25 protein-coding genes are annotated in these 21446 nt (G+C 69.7%); 15 read left to right on the top strand and 10 right to left on the bottom strand.

The features are described from left to right. Positions 1-432 carry a universal stress protein gene (locus LT971_RS04830; protein WP_237005720.1) on the bottom strand — a complete coding sequence of 144 codons (432 nt, stop codon included), beginning with the start codon at positions 430-432 and terminating at the stop codon, positions 1-3. Positions 433-688: 256 nt separating this feature from the next. On the opposite strand from LT971_RS04830, the gene LT971_RS04825 reads away from it, so the two are divergent. Both LT971_RS04825 and LT971_RS04820 read left to right on the top strand, forming a co-directional pair. After that, a complete protein-coding gene (locus LT971_RS04825) occupies positions 689-2299 on the top strand; it encodes a methyl-accepting chemotaxis protein (RefSeq protein ID WP_237005719.1) in 1611 nt (536 codons plus the stop codon). Then, positions 2299-3012 (top strand): bacteriorhodopsin, encoded by a 714-nt coding sequence (locus LT971_RS04820; protein ID WP_237005718.1) that lies wholly within the window; start codon positions 2299-2301, stop codon positions 3010-3012. Before LT971_RS04825 ends, LT971_RS04820 begins: the two co-directional genes overlap by 1 nt. A gap of 18 nt (positions 3013-3030) precedes the next feature. On the opposite strand, the gene LT971_RS04815 is transcribed toward LT971_RS04820, so the two are convergent. Further along, complete coding sequence (locus LT971_RS04815; RefSeq protein WP_237005717.1) at positions 3031-3336, bottom strand: lycopene cyclase domain-containing protein; 306 nt, start codon at positions 3334-3336, stop codon at positions 3031-3033. 109 nt (positions 3337-3445) lie between these two features. On the opposite strand from LT971_RS04815, the gene LT971_RS04810 reads away from it, so the two are divergent. Together LT971_RS04810 and LT971_RS04805 are read left to right on the top strand one after the other, a co-directional pair. Then, the gene (locus LT971_RS04810) at positions 3446-4588 is read left to right on the top strand and encodes a CBS domain-containing protein (RefSeq protein WP_237005716.1); all 1143 of its coding nucleotides are present in this window, start codon (positions 3446-3448) and stop codon (positions 4586-4588) included. A 239-nt stretch (positions 4589-4827) separates the two neighbouring features. Beyond that, entirely contained in the window at positions 4828-5019 is a 192-nt protein-coding gene (locus LT971_RS04805; RefSeq protein ID WP_237005715.1) for a DUF7333 family protein, read from the top strand. A gap of 32 nt (positions 5020-5051) precedes the next feature. Here LT971_RS04805 and radB read toward each other — a convergent pair whose 3' ends face one another. Beyond that, the gene (gene radB, locus LT971_RS04800; RefSeq protein ID WP_237005714.1) at positions 5052-5765 is read right to left on the bottom strand and encodes a DNA repair and recombination protein RadB; all 714 of its coding nucleotides are present in this window, start codon (positions 5763-5765) and stop codon (positions 5052-5054) included. 123 nt (positions 5766-5888) lie between these two features. Here radB and LT971_RS04795 point away from each other — a divergent pair, with 123 nt between their 5' ends. After that, the gene (locus LT971_RS04795) at positions 5889-6674 is read left to right on the top strand and encodes a hypothetical protein (protein ID WP_237005713.1); all 786 of its coding nucleotides are present in this window, start codon (positions 5889-5891) and stop codon (positions 6672-6674) included. Here the strand turns inward: LT971_RS04795 and LT971_RS04790 are convergent. After that, positions 6671-7435: a sugar nucleotide-binding protein gene (locus LT971_RS04790; RefSeq protein ID WP_237005712.1), complete on the bottom strand. Its 765-nt coding sequence runs from the start codon at positions 7433-7435 to the stop codon at positions 6671-6673. The genes LT971_RS04795 and LT971_RS04790 overlap by 4 nt on opposite strands. Before the next feature lie 208 nt (positions 7436-7643). Here LT971_RS04790 and LT971_RS04785 point away from each other — a divergent pair, with 208 nt between their 5' ends. Together LT971_RS04785 and LT971_RS04780 are read left to right on the top strand one after the other, a co-directional pair. Next, positions 7644-9872, top strand: a complete 2229-nt coding sequence (locus LT971_RS04785) for a CDC48 family AAA ATPase (protein WP_237005711.1) — start codon at positions 7644-7646, stop codon at positions 9870-9872. A 461-nt stretch (positions 9873-10333) separates the two neighbouring features. Further along, positions 10334-10708, top strand: coding sequence for a hypothetical protein (locus LT971_RS04780; RefSeq protein ID WP_237005710.1), 375 nt, complete (start codon positions 10334-10336; stop codon positions 10706-10708). Positions 10709-10783: 75 nt separating this feature from the next. Here LT971_RS04780 and LT971_RS04775 read toward each other — a convergent pair whose 3' ends face one another. Continuing rightward, the gene (locus tag LT971_RS04775; protein ID WP_237005709.1) at positions 10784-11158 is read right to left on the bottom strand and encodes a 30S ribosomal protein S8e; all 375 of its coding nucleotides are present in this window, start codon (positions 11156-11158) and stop codon (positions 10784-10786) included. A gap of 86 nt (positions 11159-11244) precedes the next feature. On the opposite strand from LT971_RS04775, the gene LT971_RS04770 reads away from it, so the two are divergent. From LT971_RS04770 to pyrF, 3 genes are read left to right on the top strand one after another with little or no spacing between them, the layout of a single operon-like run. After that, positions 11245-11685, top strand: coding sequence for a DUF2240 family protein (locus LT971_RS04770; RefSeq protein WP_237005708.1), 441 nt, complete (start codon positions 11245-11247; stop codon positions 11683-11685). 1 nt (position 11686) lies between these two features. Further along, the gene (locus LT971_RS04765) at positions 11687-12061 is read left to right on the top strand and encodes a DUF7993 family protein (protein WP_237005707.1); all 375 of its coding nucleotides are present in this window, start codon (positions 11687-11689) and stop codon (positions 12059-12061) included. A 49-nt stretch (positions 12062-12110) separates the two neighbouring features. Beyond that, a complete protein-coding gene (gene pyrF, locus LT971_RS04760) occupies positions 12111-12914 on the top strand; it encodes an orotidine-5'-phosphate decarboxylase (RefSeq protein WP_237005706.1) in 804 nt (267 codons plus the stop codon). A 39-nt stretch (positions 12915-12953) separates the two neighbouring features. On the opposite strand, the gene LT971_RS04755 is transcribed toward pyrF, so the two are convergent. Continuing rightward, a complete protein-coding gene (locus LT971_RS04755; protein WP_237005705.1) occupies positions 12954-13151 on the bottom strand; it encodes a hypothetical protein in 198 nt (65 codons plus the stop codon). 87 nt (positions 13152-13238) lie between these two features. Between LT971_RS04755 and LT971_RS04750 the strand changes: the two genes are divergently transcribed. The 4 genes from LT971_RS04750 (at position 13239) to LT971_RS04735 (ending at position 16559) form a co-directional block, all read left to right on the top strand. Next, the gene (locus tag LT971_RS04750) at positions 13239-13751 is read left to right on the top strand and encodes a J domain-containing protein (protein WP_237005704.1); all 513 of its coding nucleotides are present in this window, start codon (positions 13239-13241) and stop codon (positions 13749-13751) included. Between the two features lie 31 nt (positions 13752-13782). After that, positions 13783-14397: an HAD family hydrolase gene (locus LT971_RS04745; RefSeq protein WP_237005703.1), complete on the top strand. Its 615-nt coding sequence runs from the start codon at positions 13783-13785 to the stop codon at positions 14395-14397. 77 nt (positions 14398-14474) lie between these two features. Then, positions 14475-16106, top strand: coding sequence for a GTPBP1 family GTP-binding protein (locus LT971_RS04740; RefSeq protein ID WP_237005702.1), 1632 nt, complete (start codon positions 14475-14477; stop codon positions 16104-16106). Between the two features lie 84 nt (positions 16107-16190). Continuing rightward, positions 16191-16559: a hypothetical protein gene (locus LT971_RS04735; protein ID WP_237005701.1), complete on the top strand. Its 369-nt coding sequence runs from the start codon at positions 16191-16193 to the stop codon at positions 16557-16559. 4 nt (positions 16560-16563) lie between these two features. On the opposite strand, the gene LT971_RS04730 is transcribed toward LT971_RS04735, so the two are convergent. Next, positions 16564-17058, bottom strand: coding sequence for a double winged helix-containing putative transcriptional regulator (locus tag LT971_RS04730; RefSeq protein WP_237005700.1), 495 nt, complete (start codon positions 17056-17058; stop codon positions 16564-16566). Positions 17059-17232: 174 nt separating this feature from the next. Between LT971_RS04730 and LT971_RS04725 the strand changes: the two genes are divergently transcribed. Next, positions 17233-18195 (top strand): phytoene/squalene synthase family protein, encoded by a 963-nt coding sequence (locus LT971_RS04725; RefSeq protein ID WP_237005699.1) that lies wholly within the window; start codon positions 17233-17235, stop codon positions 18193-18195. Here the strand turns inward: LT971_RS04725 and cruF are convergent. The 3 genes from cruF to crtID are packed head-to-tail and all read right to left on the bottom strand — an operon-like array spanning position 18192 to position 21405. After that, entirely contained in the window at positions 18192-19034 is an 843-nt protein-coding gene (cruF, locus tag LT971_RS04720; RefSeq protein ID WP_237005698.1) for a bisanhydrobacterioruberin hydratase, read from the bottom strand. The two genes, LT971_RS04725 and cruF, sit on opposite strands and share 4 nt — an antisense overlap. Further along, on the bottom strand, positions 19027-19854 hold the full coding sequence (locus LT971_RS04715; RefSeq protein ID WP_237005697.1) for a prenyltransferase: 828 nt from the start codon (positions 19852-19854) through the stop codon (positions 19027-19029). Before LT971_RS04715 ends, cruF begins: the two co-directional genes overlap by 8 nt. Positions 19855-19863: 9 nt before the next feature. Further along, the gene (gene crtID, locus LT971_RS04710; protein WP_237005696.1) at positions 19864-21405 is read right to left on the bottom strand and encodes a bifunctional phytoene desaturase/3,4-desaturase; all 1542 of its coding nucleotides are present in this window, start codon (positions 21403-21405) and stop codon (positions 19864-19866) included. Positions 21406-21446 lie beyond the last annotated feature (41 nt).

Here is a 21446-nt window from a genome sequence, read left to right as displayed (position 1 = left end):
TCAGAGCGTCTCACCGACGTTCACGAGCAACACCGGGACGGGCGACTCGCGGACGACGCTCTCGGCGACGCTGCCGAGCAGGTCCCGGGACTCGCCGCTGCGGCCGGCCGTCGCCATCACGGTCACGTCGACCCCGTGGTCGTCGACGTAGGCGAGGATCTCGTTCGCGGGGACGCCGCGGGAGACGCTCGCCTCGACCGTCTTGACGCCCGCCGAACGCGCGCGTTCGGCGACCCTGTCGACGGCGTTCTGTCCGGCGTCCCGCACCCGGCCGAGGGGGTCCTCGCCGGGTGTCTCGTTCGACCGCGTCGACTCGACGACGTAGAGGGTGTGCAGTGTGGCGCCGTACTGCTCGGCGATGTCGATTGCGTGCGCGACCGCCTCGTCCGTCCCGTCGGAGCCGTCGGTCGGCACCAGGACGCTATCGTACATGCAGCGGGATTAGAGAGGACCCCAGATGAGCATACGGTTACGTTCTGTAACTCTGAGCGTGGGTGGTGTGCTTCGGGTAGCGTCGGGCTACTCCCCCACAGAGACAGCAGTCTGCACACCACAACCAGAACATGTCTCCGCGAATAGGTACAGGTACCGGCAGAAACCACACCTTCTCTATAGCCGTTCTCGCGCCGGTTTTCAGCCGTGAAAACCACGGCCCCAGACTTATCTGTAAATCTGATAACTAGGTGCCATGGCAGTAACATGGGCGCGTCGCCGGTACGGTGTCAAACTCGGACTGGGGTACGTCGCCACCGCCGCCCTCCTGGTCAGTGTCGGCGCCACCACCAACGACGTGACATCGACCGTCGTTGCGGGGATAGCGGGCCTCCTCACTCTCGGGTCGATCAACGCCGCCGAGACAATCGCCAGCGTCAAAGAGATCGCCGCACAGACCGAGCAGATCGCGGACGGAAACCTCGAACAGGAGGTCTCGTCCACGCGGGTCGACGAATTCGGCATGCTCGCAAGTTCCATCGAGGACATGCGACAGTCCCTGCGCGACCGGCTCGAGGAGATGGATCGCACTCGGACCGAACTGGAAGCCGCCCAGACCGAGGCCGAAGAAGCTAGGCAAGAGGCGGAGAAAGCCCGTCAAGAGGCCGAATCGGCTGAGCGAGAGGCGAGAGAGCTCGCAGCCGCCTACCAGGCCACCGCCGAGCGCTACGGTGAGACGATGGAGGCCGCCGCCACCGGCGACCTCACCGAGCGGGTGGACGTGGACACCGAACGCGAAGCGATGGAGACCGTCGGCACCGCGTTCAACCAGATGATGGACGACCTCCAGTCGACCGTCCAGACGGTCGCGGCCGTCGCCCACGACATCGAGGCCGAGACGGCGGAGATGTCCGAGACCAGCGCGGACATCGAAGCCAGCATCGGGGAGACGGTCGCGTCCGTCTCCAAGATCGAATCGCAGGCCGACGAGCAGCGCACGGAACTGGACTCCGTCACGGACGACATCCAGAACGTGAGCGCGTCCGCCGAAGAGATCGCCGCGACGGTCGAGGACCTTGCCTCCCGCAGCGAAGACGTGGCCGAGGCCAGCGACGCGGCGCGCGACTCCTCGAAGACGGCACTCGGCGAGATGGACCGGATCGAGACCGAGGTCGAGGACGCCGTCGGGCAGGTCGAACAGCTCCGCGACCAGGTCGCCGAGATCACGGACATCGTGGACGTCATCACGGACATCGGCGAGCAGACCAACATGCTCGCGCTGAACGCCTCCATCGAGGCAGCGCGCGCCGACGGCGACTCCGACGGCGACGGCTTCAGCGTCGTCGCCGACGAGGTCAAGAACCTCGCCGAGGAGACCCAGGACCGCGCGAACGAGATCGCCGAAGTCGTCGAGGAGGTCACCGGGCAGACGGCCGACGTCACGGCGTCGATCCGCGAGACGCGAGAGCGCGTGCAGTCGGGCAGCGAGACCGTCGAATCCACGCTGCGGGACATCCGCACCATCGCGGACTCCATCGACGACGTCTCCGGCTCCATCGACGAGATCCAGCAGACGACCGCGGAGCAGGCCGACACGGTCCAGAGTACCGCCTCCTCGGTGGAGCGCGTCGCCGAGCTGAGCGACGAGACGGCGTCACTGGCCGCCGAGGCGTCGTCCGAGGTGAACAGCCAGCGGGAGAGCGCGGAGACCATCGCCGTGTCCCTCGAGGAGTTCCAGAACACCGCCGTCGACCAGCTCCAGTCGCGCGTGGCGTCGTTCACGGTCGCGGACGACGGCCGCGACGGGGCGAACGACACCACCGGGCAGCCGATTCCGCGGGCCGGCGCCGACGGAGGTGGTGCGTGATGGACGCCGTGTCCACTGCCTACGGCCTCGCCGCTGCGGCGTTCGCCGTCGGCGTCGTGTTCGCCGGGCTGCTCTACCAGTCGCTGGAGGGGTCCAGGTACCAGTCCAGGCTCGCGCCGCTCGCCATCATTCCCGTGTTCGCGGGGCTGTCGTACGTCGGGATGGCGTTCGGTGTCGGCACCGTGACGGTCAACGGCAACACCATCGTCGGGCTCCGGTACCTCGACTGGCTCGTGACGACGCCGCTGCTCGTCGGCTACGTCGGCTACCTCGCCGGCGCGTCGCGGCGCAACATCGCGGGCGTGATGATTGCCGACGCGCTCATGATTGCTGCGGGCGCCGGTGCGGTCGTCACCGACGGCACCCTGAAGTGGGCGCTGTTCGGCGTCTCGTCGGTGTTCCACCTGACGCTGTTCGTCTACCTCTACGTCGTCTTCCCGCGGATGGTGCCGGACGTCCCCGAGCAGCTCGGCCTGTTCAACCTCCTGAAGAACCACATCGGGCTGCTGTGGCTCGCGTACCCGTTCGTCTGGCTGTTCGGGCCGGCGGGAGTCGGCGAGGCGACGGCGGCTGGCGTCGCGCTCACGTACGTGTTCCTCGACACGCTGGCGAAAGTACCGTACGTGTACTTCTTCTACGCGCGCCGCCGGATGTTCGTGGACTCGCCGTCGACGAGCTCGCAGGCGGGCGCCGACGTCACGGCGGCCGACTGAGACCGACAGCCGGACGCGTCAGGGCTCGCCGTGCAGCGTCTCGTGGAACGCGACCACGAGCGCCGGCACGACCACCATGAAGATGTGTTCCTCCACGGGAATCCCCAGGACGTCGACGCCGGTCCGCAACTCGATGGCGAACACGCCGATAGTGAGCGTGTACCAGTCCCAGACGTACGCCACGGGGTAGAGCGCGGCGACGGTGACGGCCGCCCGGCGCAGCGCCGCCGCACGGTACAGCAACACGACTGCCAGCGCTCCGAACGCCACCTCCGACGCCAGGTACGTGTACGGGCCGAACACCGCGCCGATGTCGGGGAGCACGACCACGCCTACGACCCCCGGCGAGTAAACTCCACCCCCAGTCGTCCAGTGGATTGAGACACGCAACAAGGTTCAAGGCGATGGTGGGCGTCTCTCCGAGTGAAGGCCCATGGATATCTCTGACATTGCGACGAACGACTACATCGAGGTCGAAGCCGAAGAACGACTGGGCAAAGTGCGGTCTATCTTCGAGAGCGAGAACCCCAAGGGCATCATCGTGACCGAGGCCGGCCAGTACGCCGGCGTCGTCACGGAACGCCAGCTCATCCAGTCCCACATCGGCGACGACACCAAGGTCGCTGCCATGGTCACGGACGCCCCCAAGGTCAGCCGGACAGAGGACGTCCGCGAGACCGCCCGGATGCTGGTCGAGGGTGGCACGAAGATCGCGCCGGTGTTCGAGGCAGACCAACTCTGGGGCGTCGTCACCGAGGACGCCATCCTCACGGCCGTCCTCGAGAACCTCGATGCGCTCGACGTCCGCGACATCTACACGGAGAACGTCGTCACCGTCGAGGAAGACGAGTCGATGGGTCGCGTCATCAACCTCCTCCGCGAGCACGGCATCTCGCGGCTCCCCGTCGTCGACGACGACGGCTTCCTCTCCGGCATCGTCACCCGCTACGACATCGTGGACTTCGTCGTCCGCGACACCGAGAAGACCACCGTCGGCGACCGCAGCGGCGAGATCGAGCGGCTGCTTGACCTCCCGGTCTACGACGAGATGACCAGCCCCGTCGAGACCGCCAGCCTCGACGACTCGGTGCGGGACGCCGTCGAGGACATGCTCGAGAACGACTACTCCGGGGTCATCGTGACCCCCGAGGGCGACGACCGCGTCGTCGGCGGCATCCTCACCAAGACGGACGTCCTCCGTGCGCTCTCCTACACCGAGGAGGAGCACCTCGACGTCCAGATCACGAACATCGACCTGCTGGACGCGCTCTCCCGGCAGGAAGTCCGAGAGCGCATCGAGGACGTCGCCGACAAGTACGGCGACATGCACGTCCACCACGCCCACGTCCGCCTCTCCAAGCACAAGGAGAAGCTCCGCGGCACCCCCCTGATCCAGTCCCAGATCCGCCTCCGCACGAACAAGGGCCAGATCGCCGGTACGGGCGAGGGCTACGGCGCCGACAACTCCTTCCACGTCGCACTGGACAAGCTCGAGCGCAACGTCCTCGAACTCAAGGGCATCGAACACGACGAGGAGTACGAGGGACAGCTCCTCCGGAAGCTGAACGAGCTCTAATCCGGGCCGCGCCGTCGCTCTCCCGGAACGACGCTCGTGTCCGTCCGTTCTCGCCGCACGCTACCAGTCGATGAGCGTGCGCTCCTCCCGGAAACCTGTCCGTCGGGGGAGTCGGTGAGCGGGCCGCCCATGAGACTTCATCACACGCCGGGAGCAAGAAGGTGTGTCGCCGGACGGCAGTTCCCGCGACCCGAACGGCTTCGGGAACCTATTTGCGGGGTGCGTACCAACGGCTGGGTATGGAGTTCGACTTCGCACGCGCTGTTGGACTGCTGGTCGCAATCGTCGCTGTCGGGACAATCGGCCTCGCGTCGGCCGACTTCATGGCGACCGACACCGTCTTCATGATGGTGCTGCCGTCGATGGCCGTGTTCGCCGCCGTGTCGTTCCTCATCGGCATGAAACACGGCGAGTACCGGACCGGCGCCTGAGCAGCTACCCGGACGAATCGCCGCAGAACTCGTCAGTACGGCTCGTTCTTCTCGACGCTCTCGACGCCGGCGTCCGTGATACGGAACTGCGCCTGCTCGCCGTTGGGCCGCGAGCGGTGTTTCTCCAGGGTCGCGCGGCGCTTTCCGCCGCGGAACCGGTCGAGGCGCACGACGACGCCGGTCCAGTGCTCGAGCGTGTGTCCGCCCAGCGGCCGCACGCGGTCGCTGTCACTCTCCACGTCCGTGAACACCTGATTCGTGATGACGACCGCGAGGTCGTGTTTCCGCGCGAGCGACAGCAGGTGCGTGATCTGGTCGGCGACCTGCCGGAGGGCGTCGCCGGCGTCCTCGTCCTCGCCGCGCTCCAGCCGGTAGAAGCCGGTCGCCGAGTCGAGGACGACGAGGTCCGCGCGGTCGGCGAAATCGGCCGTGTCACGGACCGCTTCGGCCTGCTCGGCGAAGTCGTGGGCCTCCGAGACGACGACGTTCGCCGACGCCGCTTCCGGGTCGTCGGCGCGCGCGGAGAGAATCTGGTCGAAGCGCTCGACGGACAGCCCCTCGGTGTCGACGTAGACGGCCGTCCCGCCCTCGCTGGCGGCCTCGACCGCCGTCGACAGGGCGACGTTCGTCTTTCCGGCTGCCGGCGCCCCGTACAGCTGGGTGACGGTGCCGCGCTCGACGCCGCCACCGAGCAGGTCGTCGAGGGAGTCACAGCCCGTCGAGACGTGGGTGTCGTCCTCGCTCACTGCCGGTGGTTGGCGCGCCCCCGGCTAAATACTCTCGGTCGACTCGCCGTCGACGGGCTGGAACCGGGCCGGTCGCGGCTGCCCTCGGAAAGGACTTTGCCGGCGGGACGCCGAGTTCGGGGCGTGATTGTCGTCGCGACGGCGGACTTCGAAGTGTACCACGAGGTCGTTGGCGAGCTGCGCGACCGGGACGTGGCGTTCACGACCGTCGAGCCCGGTGACCCGCTGCCGGCGGGTACTGACGTGGTCGTGGCGGCCAGCGACGACGACGTCGACGTCGACGTGCCCGTCGTGCGGGCGGACCCGGGACGGGAGCGCCTCGCAGTGGAACGCGCGCTGTCCCGGCTCCGGGGGGACGCCACCGGCACCGTGGTCGGCGTCGACCCGGGGACACAGCCCGGCGTGGCCGTGCTTCGGGGCGGGATGGTGGTCGCGGCGTTCCAGGTTCCCGTGGAGGACGCCGCCGAGGTAGTCCACGACGAAGTCGCGGGCGACGAGGACGCCGTGGTTCGCGTCGGCGACGGCGCCCGGATGGCGGGCGCGCGCATCATCGAGGACCTCGGGGACGCGACGGTCGAGCTCGTCGACGAGACGGGGACGACGCCGCACCTGGGGTCGGGCGCTCGCGGGATGGGCGACGTGCTCGCCGCGGTGAACATCGCCCTGACGCCCGGCGAGGCGGTCGAGGGGCGGTCGGTGGAGCCCACGGAGGGCGAAATCGAGGTGGTGAAAGCACGGTCGCGGGAGGCCAGCGAGGAGAACCGCACCATCACTGCCGACCTCGCGCGTCGCGTCGCGGCCGGCCAGCTGACCCTCGAGGAGGCGCTGGCGGAGCACAGAGCGGACGTCGACGGGTCCGAGACCGCGGGGGACGAGGCCAGCGAGGACGACGACGGCGAGCAGCCCTAGAGCGCGTCGGACGGCGGGCGGACGGTGGCGTCGAGTGCCGTCTCGAACCGCGGGCCGGCGAGGGACCGGTCACGGGCGACGGGCCCGTCCTCGGGAGCTTCGACGGCTTCGAGAGCGCTGGTGTCGACGCCGAGCGCCGACAGCGCGCGCTCGTGGAACTCGTAGACGCTCAGCCGCGGACCGGGCACGTGGAACACCCCGTCCCAGTGGCCGGCGGCGAGTTCGGTGACCACAGCAGCGACGTCCTCGACGTGCGCCGGGCTGCGGTAGACGTCGTCGTAGTGCTCGTCGGCTCCACCGTCGGCGAGCGCGCCCCGGGCGTCGGCGAGCCGGGGCGAGAGCGGGTCGGCGGCGTAGACGTAGCTGGGGCGGACGACGATGCCGTCGTCGTGGCTCCCGACCTGGTCCTCGAACACCTGGAGGCGGCGACCGTAGTCGTCTCTCGGCGTCCGGACGTCGTCGGGTTCGTAGCGGCCGTCGCTGCCGTCGAAGACGGCGTCGCTGGAGACGTAGACGAGCCGGCAGTCCGCGCAGGCGTCGACGAACGCGCCGACGGCGTCGACGTACTCGGGGATGGGGACGGACTGGCGTTCGACCGTCGCGGCGACGACGACGGCGTCCGGGTCGTGGGCCGCCACGAGGTCGCGGGGGTCGTCGTCGAAGAAGTCGAAGCCGGTCTGCCGGGAGGCGGCCGTCCCGCCGGTCCGGGAGACGACCGCGGAGCCGAGCAGGCCGGTGCCGCCGACGACGAGTGCGTCCATAGGCCTCTCCCTCGGAGCCGGGACCAAAAATCCTCGTCTCGGCGCACGGACTGCCGGTCAGTCGGCAGGGCCGCGGCAGAACCACGCGCATCCGGCACACCTTTGAGTCCAACCATGCTATCTATTCGCACGCCCGGGTCCACGCGAATCGACGGAAAGTACTTCTGTCGGGCCGCCGGACTCGGAACTAACCCCGCAGTCTCCAACCATGAACGAAGTCCAACTTGAGGTCGCGAAAGCCTACCCGAACGACTCGGGGAGGGGCATCGCGCGCCTCGACCCCGACACCCTGTTGCATCTCAAACTCAGCCCGGGTGACATCATCGAGATAGAGGGGGCCGAGACGACGGCCGCGAAGGTCTGGCGCGCCGACCGCCAGGACTGGAACACCGACACCATCCGCATCGACGGCTTCACCCGCCAGAACGCCGACGTCGGCATCGGCGAGCGCGTGGAGATCCGGAAGGCGGAAGCGGAGAAGGCCGACAAACTCGTCCTCGCGCCACCCGAGGAGGCCAGCGTCCAGTTCGGCAGCGACGCCGCCGGCATGGTGAAACGCCAGATTCTGAAGCGGCCGGTCGTCGCGCGCGACATCGTCCCGGTGATGTCGTCGACAAACCACCCCTTCATGCGGTCGCCCGGACAGGCCATCCCGCTCATCGCCGTCGAGACGGAGCCCGAAGGCGTCTGCCTCGTCACCGAAGACACCGAAGTCGAGCTGCGCGAGGAGCCCATCAGTGGCTTCGAGCGCACCGGCGGCGGCATCACGTACGAGGACATCGGCGGCCTCGAGAACGAGATCCAGCGCGTCCGGGAGATGGTCGAGCTCCCGATGAAACACCCCCAGATCTTCCAGAAGCTCGGCATCGAGCCGCCACAGGGGGTGTTGCTACACGGACCACCGGGTACCGGGAAGACGCTGCTGGCGAAAGCCGTCGCCAACGAGACGTCGGCGAGCTTCTTCTCCATCGCCGGCCCGGAGATCATCTCGAAGTACTACGGCGAGTCCGAGCAACAGCTCAGGGAGATCTTCGAGGACGCCAAAGAGGAGTCGCCCTCCATCATCTTCATCGACGAGCTGGACTCCATCGCACCCAAGCGCGAGGACGTCACCGGCGAGGTCGAGCGCCGGGTCGTCGCCCAGCTGTTGACGATGATGGACGGGCTGGAGGGCCGCGGGCAGGTCATCGTCATCGCGGCGACGAACCGCGTCGACGCCGTCGACCCCGCGCTCCGCCGGCCCGGCCGGTTCGACCGCGAGATCGAGATCGGCGTCCCGGACGAGGTCGGTCGCGAGGAGATCCTGAAGATCCACACCCGGGGCATGCCGCTGAGCGACGACGTGAACCTCTCGACGCTGGCCGACGACACGCACGGCTTCGTCGGCGCGGACATCGAGAGCCTGACCAAGGAGGCGGCGATGCGCGCGCTCCGGCGCTACCTCCCGGAGATCGACCTCGACGAGGAGGACATCCCGCCGAGCCTCATCGACCGCATGATCGTCAAGCGCCGGGACTTCAAGGGCGCGCTCAGCGAGGTCGAGCCGTCGGCGATGCGGGAGGTCCTCGTGGAGCTACCGAAGGTCACGTGGGACGACGTCGGCGGGCTCACGGACGCGAAAGACAACGTCAAGGAGTCCGTCGAGTGGCCGCTGAACCAGCCGGAGAAGTTCCGGCGGATGGGCGTCGAACCGCCGGCCGGCGTGTTGCTGTACGGGCCGCCGGGCACCGGGAAGACGCTGATGGCGAAAGCCGTCGCCAACGAGACGAACGCGAACTTCATCTCGGTGCGGGGCCCCCAGCTGCTGTCGAAGTGGGTCGGCGAGAGCGAGAAGGCCATCCGACAGACGTTCCGGAAGGCCCGGCAGGTTGCGCCGACCGTCATATTCTTCGACGAGCTGGACAGCCTCGCACCCGGCCGCGGCCAGAGCGGCGGGAACAACGTCAGCGAGCGCGTCGTCAACCAGCTCCTCACGGAGCTCGACGGCCTCGAGGAGATGGAGGAAGTGATGGTCGTGGCGGCGACGAACCGCCCGGACATCATCGACCCGGCGCTCATCCGGAGCGGCCGCTTCGACCGGCTCGTGCAGGTCGGGCAGCCGGACGTCGAGGGCCGCGAGCAGATCCTGAAGATCCACACGCAGGACACGCCGCTGGCGGCCGACGTCTCGCTGCGCGAGCTCGCGGAACGAACTGACGGCTACGTGGGCAGCGACCTCGCGAACATCGCGCGGGAGGCCGCCATCGAGGCGCTGCGCGAGGACGACGACGCCGAGGACGTCGGGATGTCACACTTCCGGCAGGCGATGGAGAACGTCCGGCCGACGATCACGGACGAGCTCATGGACTACTACGACCAGGTCGAAGAGCAGTTCAAGGGCAGTCAGGCGCCCGACGCGAGCGGCCGCCGTGGCAGCGAACACATCGGGTTCCAATAAACTCTCCAGCTCGCTCACTTCGTTCGCTCGCAGAGAAACGCGCGGCGAAGCCGCGCGCACGCTGAACCGAGAGCGGGAAACTCGTGGCCGCTGATTCTGGCCGTCCAGTCGAAACGTGTCGCACGAGCGTCAGACAGGGTGTCTGACCGAACATATTCACCATCGCTGTCCCGCTCGGCGCCTGCCCGGAGTTTCGACGGCCGGGAGACCGGCGGCCAGTTCGATGTTCAGACGTGATAACGATAATACCTGTTCGCTGTCTGTCGGCCTCCACGGGAAACGCAAGACTGCGGTCCGGTGGACGGCAGAACCGAATCGAAACCGGCGCCGTCCCCGGAGTTACAGTCGAAACGAACCGTAGCCGGCCGGAGACCGCGCCAGAACGTAGAATGCACTGTGCGCATAGTAATCTTTACTTAACCCCAGTTTGATGCCAGTAATCCGGAGCACGAGGGACCCACATGGACTGTGTCGTCTGCGAGAAACCGAGCGGGTACAACCGCGTCGTCGTCGAACTCGAATCCGGCGTGGAGCTCGGCGGCCTCTGTGTCCGCTGCGAGACCGAGAAGTTCGGCGAACTCGGCGACGAGCTCGTCGACCACGACGACCAGACGTGCGTGTTCTGCGACCGCGACGGCTTCTGGGCGCTCCCCAAGTGGCTCCCCTCGACCTACGAGTCCGAGGGCCGAACGGTGTCGTACGTCGACTACGACGTCTCCACCACGGGCTTCCAGCTCTGCGACGAACACCTCTCGAGAGTCGGCGTCGACGACCTCTCGGTGCCAGTCGCCACCGACGCTCCCCGGGAGTACATCACGCGCAGCACCGACGACTGACCGGGGCCGTGTTCGGGGCAGTCGCTCGACAGCGTCGAACAGCAGTCGCTCGGCCGAGAAGAACGAGGTCCGTCGTTACTCGTCGACGAGCGCCGCGTTCACCTGCCCGTCCTGGCCGGGGCGGGAGGTGACGCGGGCGGTGCCGGCGTCCGTCTCGATGACGGCGCCCTTCGTGACGATGTTCCGGCGGGCGTAGTTCGGGTTCGCGTCGTTCTCGACGACGTCCTCGATAGTCGCGCGCTCGCTGCCGCCCTCGGTCGCGACGTTCGCGACGTTCGTGGAGAGCGCACGGACCTTCTCGGTGCCGCCGCGCGCGTCGACCGTGCGGAACCGCGGTTCGCCGACGGTGGTCTCGGTCGGCTCCCGGCCCATCTTGCTCTTCTTCTTCTTCGAGCGCGGTCGCAGTCGCGCGCCCGTCTTCGAGCGCTTGGAGCGGCCCTGATATGGCATACTCCCACGAAGTCGCAGGACGCACTTGAAAGACTCGGTTAGGCGACAACGCAGGGTTTAGGCGCGTGCCGGCGCTGCACTCGGGTATGAGTCTCCGGGTCGCGGCGGCCGCGCCGTTCAAGCAGAAGGGGCGGACGCGGGTCGCCGAGCAGGCGTTCGTGGTGGCGCTGTCGCTGGACCGCGACTGGATGAGCCCCGACCAGGCCAAGCGGCTGCTGGACGTCGCCGACGGCGAGGGGCTGGTCGAGCGCGTCGACGGCGACGTGGAGGCGACCTTCGACCCGGGTGAGGTGGAGATTCCCGAGGGGTTCTCGCCGGACGCGTCGCTGTTCCAGGAGCGGTCGGCGTTCGAGCGCGCGCTGGACGCGCTGGTCGCCGAGGGCTTCGACCGCCAGGAGACGGTCGCGGCGGTCAACCAGTTGCAGGGCGACCTCGGCGTGACGGCGGACGCGGCGGCGGTCGTGTACGCGCGCCGCCAGGGCGTGGAGCCGGCAGGCGCAGCCGAGAAGGCCCGGGAGGAACTCTGAGATGGTCGAGGACCGCATCACCGACGGGAAGCGCATCGCGGAGCTGCTGTCGAGTGAGGTGACGGGCCACGAGCGGGCGCCGTACGACGAGCTGGCCGTCGTCGACGCGGACCCGGACGTGGAGCCGACGGCGGACGGCGCGCGCGCCTACGACGTGACCTGTGGCGGCGAGCAGCTGGCCCGCGTGTTCGTGCAGCCCGACCGCGTCCGCGTGGAGCTGTACGGCGGGCTGGACGCCGCGCGGGAGGCCGCCGCGGGCGCCGGGCTGCGGGTCCGGCCGGTGGCCAGCGAGCCGCCGCGGCTCGTCGTGTTCGTGGAGTACGGCGCCGCCGCGAAGCGCGCACTGGACGTGCTCGGCGCGGCGGCGTCGGCGTAGCCGCCCGGGAAAGCGAATCGCTTTTGCTGGTTTGCGGGGACGCGAACGTATGAGCTTCTTCGACGACCTCGCGGCCCGCATCGAGGCGGCCGACTCCGTGGTGAGCGTCGGCCTCGACCCGGACACCGACCGGCTGCCCGACGAGGTACAGGACGCCGACCTGCCGCGGTGGGCGTTCAACCGACGGATCATCGACGCGACCCACGAGCACGCGGCGGTGTTCAAGCCGAACGCCGCGTTCTACGAGGACGCCGACGGGTGGCGGGCGCTCCGGGAGACGGTGGCGTACGCCCACGGGAAAGACGTCCCCGTGTTGCTGGACGCCAAGCGCGCGGACATCGGAAACACGGCCCGCCAGTACGCCGAAATTCTGGACTACGTCGACGCCGTCACGGTGAATCCCTACCTCGGCGAGGACGCCCTGCAGCCGTTCCTCTCCCGGGAGGACGCGGGCGTGTTCGTGCTCTGCCGGACGTCGAACCCCGGCGGGATGGACTTCCAGCACCTCGAACTGGCGGCCTACGACCGGCGGCTCTACGAGCACGTCGCCGAGCGCGCGGCCGACTGGAACGACCAGTACGGGAACGTCGGGCTGGTCGTGGGCGCGACCGCGCCCGACGAGCTCGAAGCCATCCGGGAGCGCGTGCCCGAACTCCCGTTCCTCGTGCCCGGGGTCGGCGCACAGGGCGGGGACGCCGAGACTGCCGTCGAGTACGGCCTGAACGACGACGGCGTCGGGCTGGTGAACTCGACGCGGGGCATCATCTTCGCGGGCGAGCACTCGCCGGAGTGGGCCGCAGCCGCCGGCGACGCGGCCCGGACGCTCCGAGAGCGCCTGAACCAGTACCGGTAGCCGGCCGTCGACGGAGTCCGGGCGGCTCTCACAGGGGCGTCAGCGCGGGCCGGCCGGACCGTGGCCGCTGGGGTCGTCGCCGACGTTCCCTTCGCGCCCGCCCCCGATCTCGGCGGCGCACTCCGTGCAGACGCCGCGGGGGTCGTGGTGGTCCTCACAGACCACGTTCCCGCAGCGGTCGCAGACACGCTGGGCGCTCGCGGTGCCGCAGACTGAACAGACGCCAGTGACACTCATACGTACACCTACGTGCTCGGGGTGCTTGATGGTGCGGGCGCTGCGGGGAGGCCAACACCCTTGGTGGTCGGTCCCCTAGTGTGTACCGTGCGACCCGACGGGAGCCTCCTGTGGGGGTTGACTGGCGTCTTCGGCGTGTGTAGCGTCGTCTTCGGCGTGCTCTCGGTCGTGTACAGCCCCGTCGCGCTCTCGGTGGCGGTGCCGTTCGGGGGCGTGGCGGCCATCTTCTACTACCACGCGTCGGGGCGGCTGGGGCGGGCCGTGTTTCAGCGACAGGCCGCCCGGAAGCGGGCGAGCCGGGAGTCGTTCCGGGACGGCCGGACGGCCGGCACGGGGCCGCGCGGGGAGCGCGGCCGGCAGGGACGGGCGCGGGGCGACCAGCGTTCGACGGAGAGCGGCCAGTTCGCCGACGGCGTGGCCGACGACCGGCCGCGCCCCGAGGACTACCGGGTGCTGGACCTGGAGCCGGGCGCGAGCGGCGACGCCGTCAAGCAGGCCTACCGGGAGAAGGCCCGGGAGCTACACCCCGACCGCGGCGGGGACGCAGAGGCGTTCTCCCGCGTGAACGAGGCCTACGAGCGCCTGAAGCGCGACGCGTAGCTTTACGGTGGCTGCGGCGCGAGGTGTGTGCGTGCGCGCTATCTACTTCGACCTCGACGGGACGCTCGTCCACACCCGGCCCTCCATCGAGGCGGCGCTGGCCGACGCCTTCCAGCGAGTGGCCGGCGAGAGCCCCGACGAGTGGCTGGAGACGTACAGCGAGGGGTTCGTCGAGCAGTTCCGGGCCTGCCGGCCGGCGCCCTACCGGGGCGGGGTCGAGCACTTGCGCGCCGAGACCGACTTCGGGTACGGCGTCGAGGAGACCGTCGGGGCGCTGCTGGACGCCGAGGTGGCAGCGACAGCGCCGACGCCGGACGCAGCGGCGACGCTCGAACGGCTCGGCGACGACGACGACAACGCGGTCGGCGTACTGACGAACGGCGTTCCCGAGTGGCAGCGCGCGAAGCTCGCGGCCGCAGGACTCACCGAGCACGTCGACGCGGTCGTGACGGCGTACGAGGCGGGCGCACACAAGCCCGACCCGGCGCCGTTCGACCTCGCCGAACGCCGGCTGCCCGCCGACGCGTACGCCCTCGTGGGGGATGCCGACGCCGACGTGGACGGTGCGGCAGACGCGGGCTGGGCGCGAGCGAGATACGACGGCGGACAGCTCGCCGACGCGGTCGACGACCTCGACTGGCCGTAGCGGATTCGGGCGTCTCCGGAGGGCTCCGGAGCACAACCCGGGGAAGGCTTTTGTCTGGTAGTCCCTAACGCGGCAGCATGGGACGCGACCGCGCCCGACTGTCCGCCGCGCTCGAGCGCGGCGAGCGGGAGGGCGGAAGCGTCGAGTTCAAGGAGCGGTTCAGCCGGGATGTCCACCTCTCGGACGGCCGGCTCGAGAGCCTCGCCGCGCAGCTCCGGCACCGCGTGCTCTCCGGGGACGGCGAGGCGGAGTACGTGCTCGGCGTCACCGACGACGGCGGGCTCGCCGGGGTCAGCCCGGAGACGTTCTCGGAGTCGATGGACGTCCTGAGCCTGCTGGCCGAGGAGGCGGGCGCGCACATCGCGGACGTCCAGACGTGGGGCGTCGACAGCGTCAGCGAGAACGGCGACGACGCGGAGGAGGGCATCGTCGGCGTCGCGACGATTCACGAGGGCGGGTCGCTGACGCCCGACGACGACCACATCATCGTGGGGACGGCGGGCCACGTCGACCACGGGAAGTCGACGCTCGTCGGCAGCCTCGTCACCGGCGACGCCGACGACGGCGACGGCAGTACCCGGGGCTTCCTCGACGTGCAGCCCCACGAGGTCGAGCGCGGGCTGTCGGCGGACCTCTCGTACGGGGTCTACGGCTTCGACGGCGACGGGCCGCTGCGCGTGCGGAATCCGGACCGCAAGGACGAGCGGGCGGCGGTCGTGGAGGCCGCCGACCGCGTGGTGTCGTTCGTGGACACGGTCGGCCACGAGCCGTGGCTGTCGACGACCATCCGGGGGCTGGTCGGCCAGAAGCTCGACTACGGGCTGCTGACGGTGGCCGCCGACGACGGCCCGACGAAGACCACCCGCGAGCACATGGGGGTGCTGTTCGCGACCGAGCTGCCGACCATCGTCGCCATCACGAAGACCGACCTCGTGACCGACGACCGGGTCGCCGAGGTCGAGCGCGAGGTCGAGGCGCTGCTCCGGCGGACGGAGCGCGCGCCGCTGCCGGTCGCCCGCCACGGCGTCGACGCCGCCGTCGACGAACTCGGCGACGGCGTGGTGCCCATCGTGCGCACGAGCGCCGTGACCCGTGACGGCCTCGGCGTCCTCGACGAGCTGTTCGAGCGGCTGCCGAAGACGACGGCCGCCAGCGGGCCGTTCCGGATGTACGTCGACCGCACGTACAACGTCACGGGCGTGGGGGCCGTCGCCTCCGGCACCGTGAAGTCCGGCACCGTCGAGGCCGGCGACGACCTGCTGCTGGGGCCGTTCCCGGACGGCGGCTTCCGCGAGGTCGAGGTGCGGTCCATCGAGATGCACTACCACCGCGTCGACAGGGCGCAGGCCGGCCGCATCGTCGGCATCGCACTGAAGGGCGTCCGCGAGGAGGCCATCGAGCGCGGGATGGTGTTGCTGCCGGGTGACGCCGACCCGGACCCCGTCAGGGAGTTCGAGGCGGAGGTGATGGTGCTGAACCACCCGACCCGCATCGACGCCGGCTACGAGCCCGTGGTCCACCTCGAGACCGTCGGCGAGGCGGCGCGCTTCGAGCCCGAGGACGGCCAGCTCCTCCCCGGCGACACCGGCCGGACGACGGTCCGGTTCAAGTTCCGGCCGTACCTCGTCGAGGAGGGCCAGCGGTTCGTCTTCCGCGAGGGGTCCAGCAAGGGCGTCGGCACCGTCACCGGCATCGTCGAGGACGCCTGATAGGTGTCCCCGTGCGCCCGGTTTCGCTTCGCGAACGCCGGAGTCGTCGGGTAGGCTTTTGCCGGCGCGGTCGAAACGCCGCGCATGGTCAGCCGGAACACGCTGGAGTTCGTCGCCGGACTCGTCGTCGCGGGGCTCGTCGCCGGCGGGCTGTCGCTGTCGATGGAGACGGCGTACGCGCTCGCCATCGGGCTCGCGGCGGCGACGCCGTCGCTGGTTCGCACGAGCGCCCGCCTCGACCGGGACGCCTACGACGCTGCGAAGACCGGCACCGAGCAGGTCGTCGACGGCGTGCTCGCCTCGGTGAGCACCGCGGTCGTCGGGCTCGCGGGCGGCTACGTCGCCGTCACGAACGGCTACGCCGGACCAGTCGCGGTCGCCGTGGCGGCCGGGACGGGCGTGTTCGCCGGCCAGACGGTGTTCTACGTGCGGAACGGCGAGTACGTCGGGTGACGGGCTACGCGCGGACGTAGCCGCCGCCGCTGTCCGTCCGGGCGGCGAGGCCGAACAGGACCGCCCAGTCGAGGCGGCGCTCGACCCGCCCAGTCCAGAATGCCTCCCAGTCGTCGCGCTTCGCGCGCTCCCAGCGCGGCACCCGCTCTCGGACGGCCCCGAACACCTCGGCCGGCGACCGGGGTTCGTCGGGGTCGAGGGCGTCGACGGTTTCGGCCGCGAGGAAGACGTGCTCCCGGAATCGTGACGCGAGCGCCGCCGTGTCGTCGAGCGAGACCTCGCCCTCGCGGGTGTAGCCGGCGTCTGCTTCGGTCAGCACGCCGAGCGCAGACAGGAACACGAGCCACGAGGACGCCCGGCCGCGGTCCGCGACACCCGCCCGGTCGACGAGCCGGCGACAGCAGTCGTCCTCGGGCTTCGGAACCAGCGGTGCGGCGTCGCGGACGTCGGCGACGGCGGCCAGCGACGACGGTGCCGGCGGCACGGGCTTTCGCTGCATGCCCCGTGGTCGGGTCCCCGCGGCCTTCAGTCGTTTGGAGGGCGAACAGCAGGGACCGACGAGAGCCGGCGGGGGACGCGACAGCCACCGTGTTTTTTCTTCTCTCGATGCATACAGACGTGCAACGACGACGGGGCGCGTGCCCGCAGTTGCGTGCCGCGAGGAGTCCGCCACATGGTCCAGGAAACACAGATTACGACGAGCAAGGCGATACAGCGCCGCACCGGGAAGACGTTCCACCTTGCCACGCGACTACTACCGGAGCGCGTGCGCCACGCTACGTACGTCCTCTACGCGTTCTTCCGCGTGGCCGACGACGTGGTCGACACGACCGAAGACCGCGACCCGGACGCCCAGCGACGGGAACTGGAGGGGATTCGAGCGGTGGCGCTCGGGGAGCGCGGCCCCGGGTCGGTCGACGCCGACGGCGAGGTGCTGGCAGCGTTCCGGGAGCTCGCCGACCGCCACGGCATCAGCGACGACGACGTGAACACGTTCGTGGACGCGATGCAGGCCGACCTGGAGAAGACCCGCTACGACAGCCACGAGGAACTCGAGGAGTACATGCGGGGGTCGGCTGTCGCCGTCGGCTACATGATGATGGACGTGATGGAGGTCGACGACCAGGAGACGGCGGCGCCCCACGCCGCGGCGCTGGCGGAAGCCTTCCAGCTGTCGAACTTCCTGCGGGACGTCGCGGAGGACGTCCACCAGTACGACCGCGTCTACCTCCCGGGGGAGACCCGCGAGGAGTACGGCGTGACCGTCGACCAGCTCCGCGAGGCCGACGTGACGCCGGCGTTCCGGGAGGCGATGCGGTCGGAGCTGGCGTACACCGAGCGGAAGTACCGGGAGGGCGTCGCCGGCATCGAGTACTTGCCCGAGGACTGCCAGTTCGCGGTGCTGGTGGCGGCGGTGCTGTACGCCGACCACCACCGGCTGATTCGGCGCCGCGACTGCGACGTACTCACCGAGACGCCGTCGCTGTCGACGCCGCGGAAGCTCTGGCTGGTGGCGAAGACGCGGGCCCTGTGGGCGCTGAACTCCAGCCCGGAAGCGGTGTTCTACAGGGCGACCGGGCTGGCGGAGACCGGAGACAGCCGGCGCCACCACGGCGACCCGCGGCCGACGCCCTAGGTGGAGGGGATGCGGTCGCGGAGCACAGCGAAGTCGAAGCGGTCTGTTCTCAGGAGGGCGACGCCGAGCACGCCGGCGGCGAACGCGGGGACGAGCTGGCCGAACGCGAGGTTCACGGTCCCCCAGAGAATGACGAAGCTCACGAGGTCGTCGAGGAGGTACTCGCAGTCGGCGACCCGCGCCTGCAGGCCGGCCCGCGAGAACCCCCAGTCGAGGATGCCGACGGAGACGACGGCCGAGAGCACCCAGCCGGCGTAGTTCGACAGCGGGACGCCGTGGTACGCGCCGCCGGGGTAGTACTCCCAGAAGCCGAGTGCGACGGCCGCGGGGTCGAGGACGACGTCCATCCAGACGACGGTGGCGGCGACGGCGACCAGCCGCAGCAGCCGGCTGCGGGCACGCGGCCCGAGCAGCAACACGACCAACAGGTAGCTGTTGACGACGATGGGGAAGAAGAACACGGGGAGGCCCAGCGGCACCTCGCCGGCGAGCATCGGGCCGAGTTCGATCAGGTACGCGAACTCGCCGTACGGCCACCCCGTGGCGACGCCGACGAGCTCGATGCCGAACGCGTAGACGGTGAGCGCGGCGAGCGCGACGGCGGCCCGCCGGTCGACCAGCGGCGCCAGCCCGGCGACCAGCGGCAGCCGCATCACGACCGTCCCGAACAGGATGAAGTAGGGGTTGAACGAGAGCACCGGCGGCAGCAGCCCCCACGCCGACGCGAGCAGCGTCACCGCGCCGACGACCGGGAAGACGACGGCAATCTCGAAGCGGTGGCCGGCGACGAGGTCGTGCAGCCGGCGTTCGAGGCGGGCGCGGCGGTGGTCGTCACCCATACACGACACCCCAGAGGCCGCCGAGCGTGAACACCATGCCGACGACGGTGTTCACCGCTGGGTACCACCAGTACGCGCGGTCGACGTCCACGCGGAGCCGGCGGATGCCGAACACGAGCACCGGGTAGGCGAGCAACAGCAGCCCGAACCGGTAGTCGACGAGCGCGAACACGGCCGCCGACGCCAGCCAGGTGGCTGCGCAGTACGCGAACGCGCCGTCCTTCCCGAGGTAGGTCGCGGTGGTGGTGATGCCGGCTCGGCGGTCGGGCTCGATGTCCGGGATAGCGGAGAACGTGTGCATCCCCATCGCCCACAGCCAGCCGCCAGCGACGGCCAGCAGTGGCGGGTGGGCGCCCGCGACCGCCGCGTACGCGGCCGCGCCCGGGAGGACGTAGAGGCCGTTCGACAGCGAGTCGAGAAACGGCGTGGTCTTGAACCGCAGCGGCGGCGCGCTGTACTCTGTGCCGAGGAGGAACCACGCCGCGAGGTACGGCCACGACTGCTGGGGCAGCGGCGTGGCGACGAACGCCAGGAACAGCCCGCAGATGGCGACGACGACGGCGATGGCGGCGCCGCCCTGATAGCGGGCTTCACGGTCGTCCTTCTTGGGGTTGGTCTCGTCGACGTCCCTGTCGAAGACGTCGTTGATGCCGTAGAGGTAGACGTTCGCCGGCAGCAGGAAGTACCCGAACAGGACGACGGCGGGTGCCGCGAACAGTTCGCTCACGCTGTCGGCGCCGTAGGAGACGCCGACCAGCACCGGGCCGGCGAGGTACAGCCAGAACCGCGGCCGAGAGAGGACGAACAGGTAGCGGAACATGGTGTGGTGTCAGCGCGCGTCGTCGATCACGTAGTCGGCGGTCACCTCGCCGCTGATGAGACACATCGGGACGCCGATGCCGGGCGTGGTGTTCGCGCCGGTGAAGTAGAGCCCGTCGAGCGCCGACGACCGGTGCGGCGGCCTGAACAGCGCGGTCTGCCGGAGCGTGTGGGCCAGCCCCAGCGCCGTCCCCTGGTAGCTGTTGTAGCGCTCCGTGAACTCGGAGACGGAGAACGTCTCCTCGACGACGATTCGGTCGCGGACGTCGACGCCCGTGTTCTCGGCGATGTCGTCGAGCACGAGGTCGCGGTAAGACTCTCGCACGGCGGGCGTGTCGTCGAGCCCGGGTGCGACGGGGACGAGCGCGAAGAGGTTGCTGTGGCCGTCGGGCGCGACGGTGTCGTCGGTCTTCGACGGCACGCAGAGGTAGTAGGCGGGGTCGTCGGGCCACGCCGGCTCGTCGAAGATCTGCTCGAAGTGCGTGTCCCAGTTCGACGGCAACACGAGCGAGTGGTGGGCGAGGTCGTCGACGTCGCCCTCGACGCCGAGGTACAGCAGGAACGCCGACGGGGCGTACGTCCGGGACTCCCAGTAGTCGGCGTCGTACTGGCGTTTCTGCGGGGGGAGGAGCTCCTGCTCGGTGTGGGCGTAGTCGGCGTCGGAGACCACGACGTCGGCGAGTACGGCGCCGGTCTCGCCGTCGGTCTCCAGTTTGAACCCGCCCCGGCGGCCCTTGATCTCGGAGACCGGGTGGTCAGTCAGGAATTCGACGCCGAGTTCTCGCGCGAGGTCCGCCATCCCGTCGACGACGCCGGCCATCCCGCCCTCGGGGTAGTAGACGCCGAGCCCGAAGTCCACGTGGCTCATGAGGTTGTACAGCGCCGGCGTCGTGTCCGGCGATCCACCGAGGAACACGAGCGTGTACTGCATCACCTGCTGGAGCTTCGGGTGGTCGAAGTAGTTCTCCACGTGGTCCTGCATCGACCCAAGCAGGGTCAGGCCGCGAGCGTACTCCGCGAGCTTCGGGTCCATCCAGTCCCGGACCCGGGGCCGGTCCTCTTTCACGAAGTGCTCCATGCCGACCTCGTAGTTCTCTTTCGCCTGCGCGAGGTAGTCGTCGAGCACGTCGCCCGCGCCGGGCTCGTAGGCGTCGAACACCTGCTTGACCTGCTCGCGGTCCGGCGTCACGTCGATTGTGTCGCCGTCCGTGTCGACGTCCAGGCCGGGTGCGTCCCGGCCGGGCCGCCGTCCCTCGTTGTCCTTGAAGAAGATGCGGTAGTGGGGGTCGAGCTGTGTCAGCCCGTAGTAGTCCGACGGCTGTTTCCCGAAGTCGGCGAAGAACTCCTCGAAGACGTCCGGCATCAGGTACCACGACGGCCCCATGTCGAACCGGAAGCCGTCGCGCTCGAGGGTGCTGGCGCGGCCCCCGAGCTGGCCGTTCTTCTCCACGACGGTCACGTCGGCGCCCGCGTCGGCGAGGTAGCAGGCCGTCGACAGCCCGCCGAAGCCCGCGCCGATGACGGCGACCGACGTCCCCGCGAGTTCGTCCATGCCCGCCACGTAGGCCGGACACCAGATAAAACGACGCCTTC

The organism is Halobacterium rubrum, assembly GCF_021729015.1.
GTDB lineage: Archaea > Halobacteriota > Halobacteria > Halobacteriales > Halobacteriaceae > Halobacterium > Halobacterium rubrum.
The sequence above is the reverse complement of the archived record's forward strand: the minus strand, read 5'-3'. Positions and strand labels throughout refer to the sequence as shown.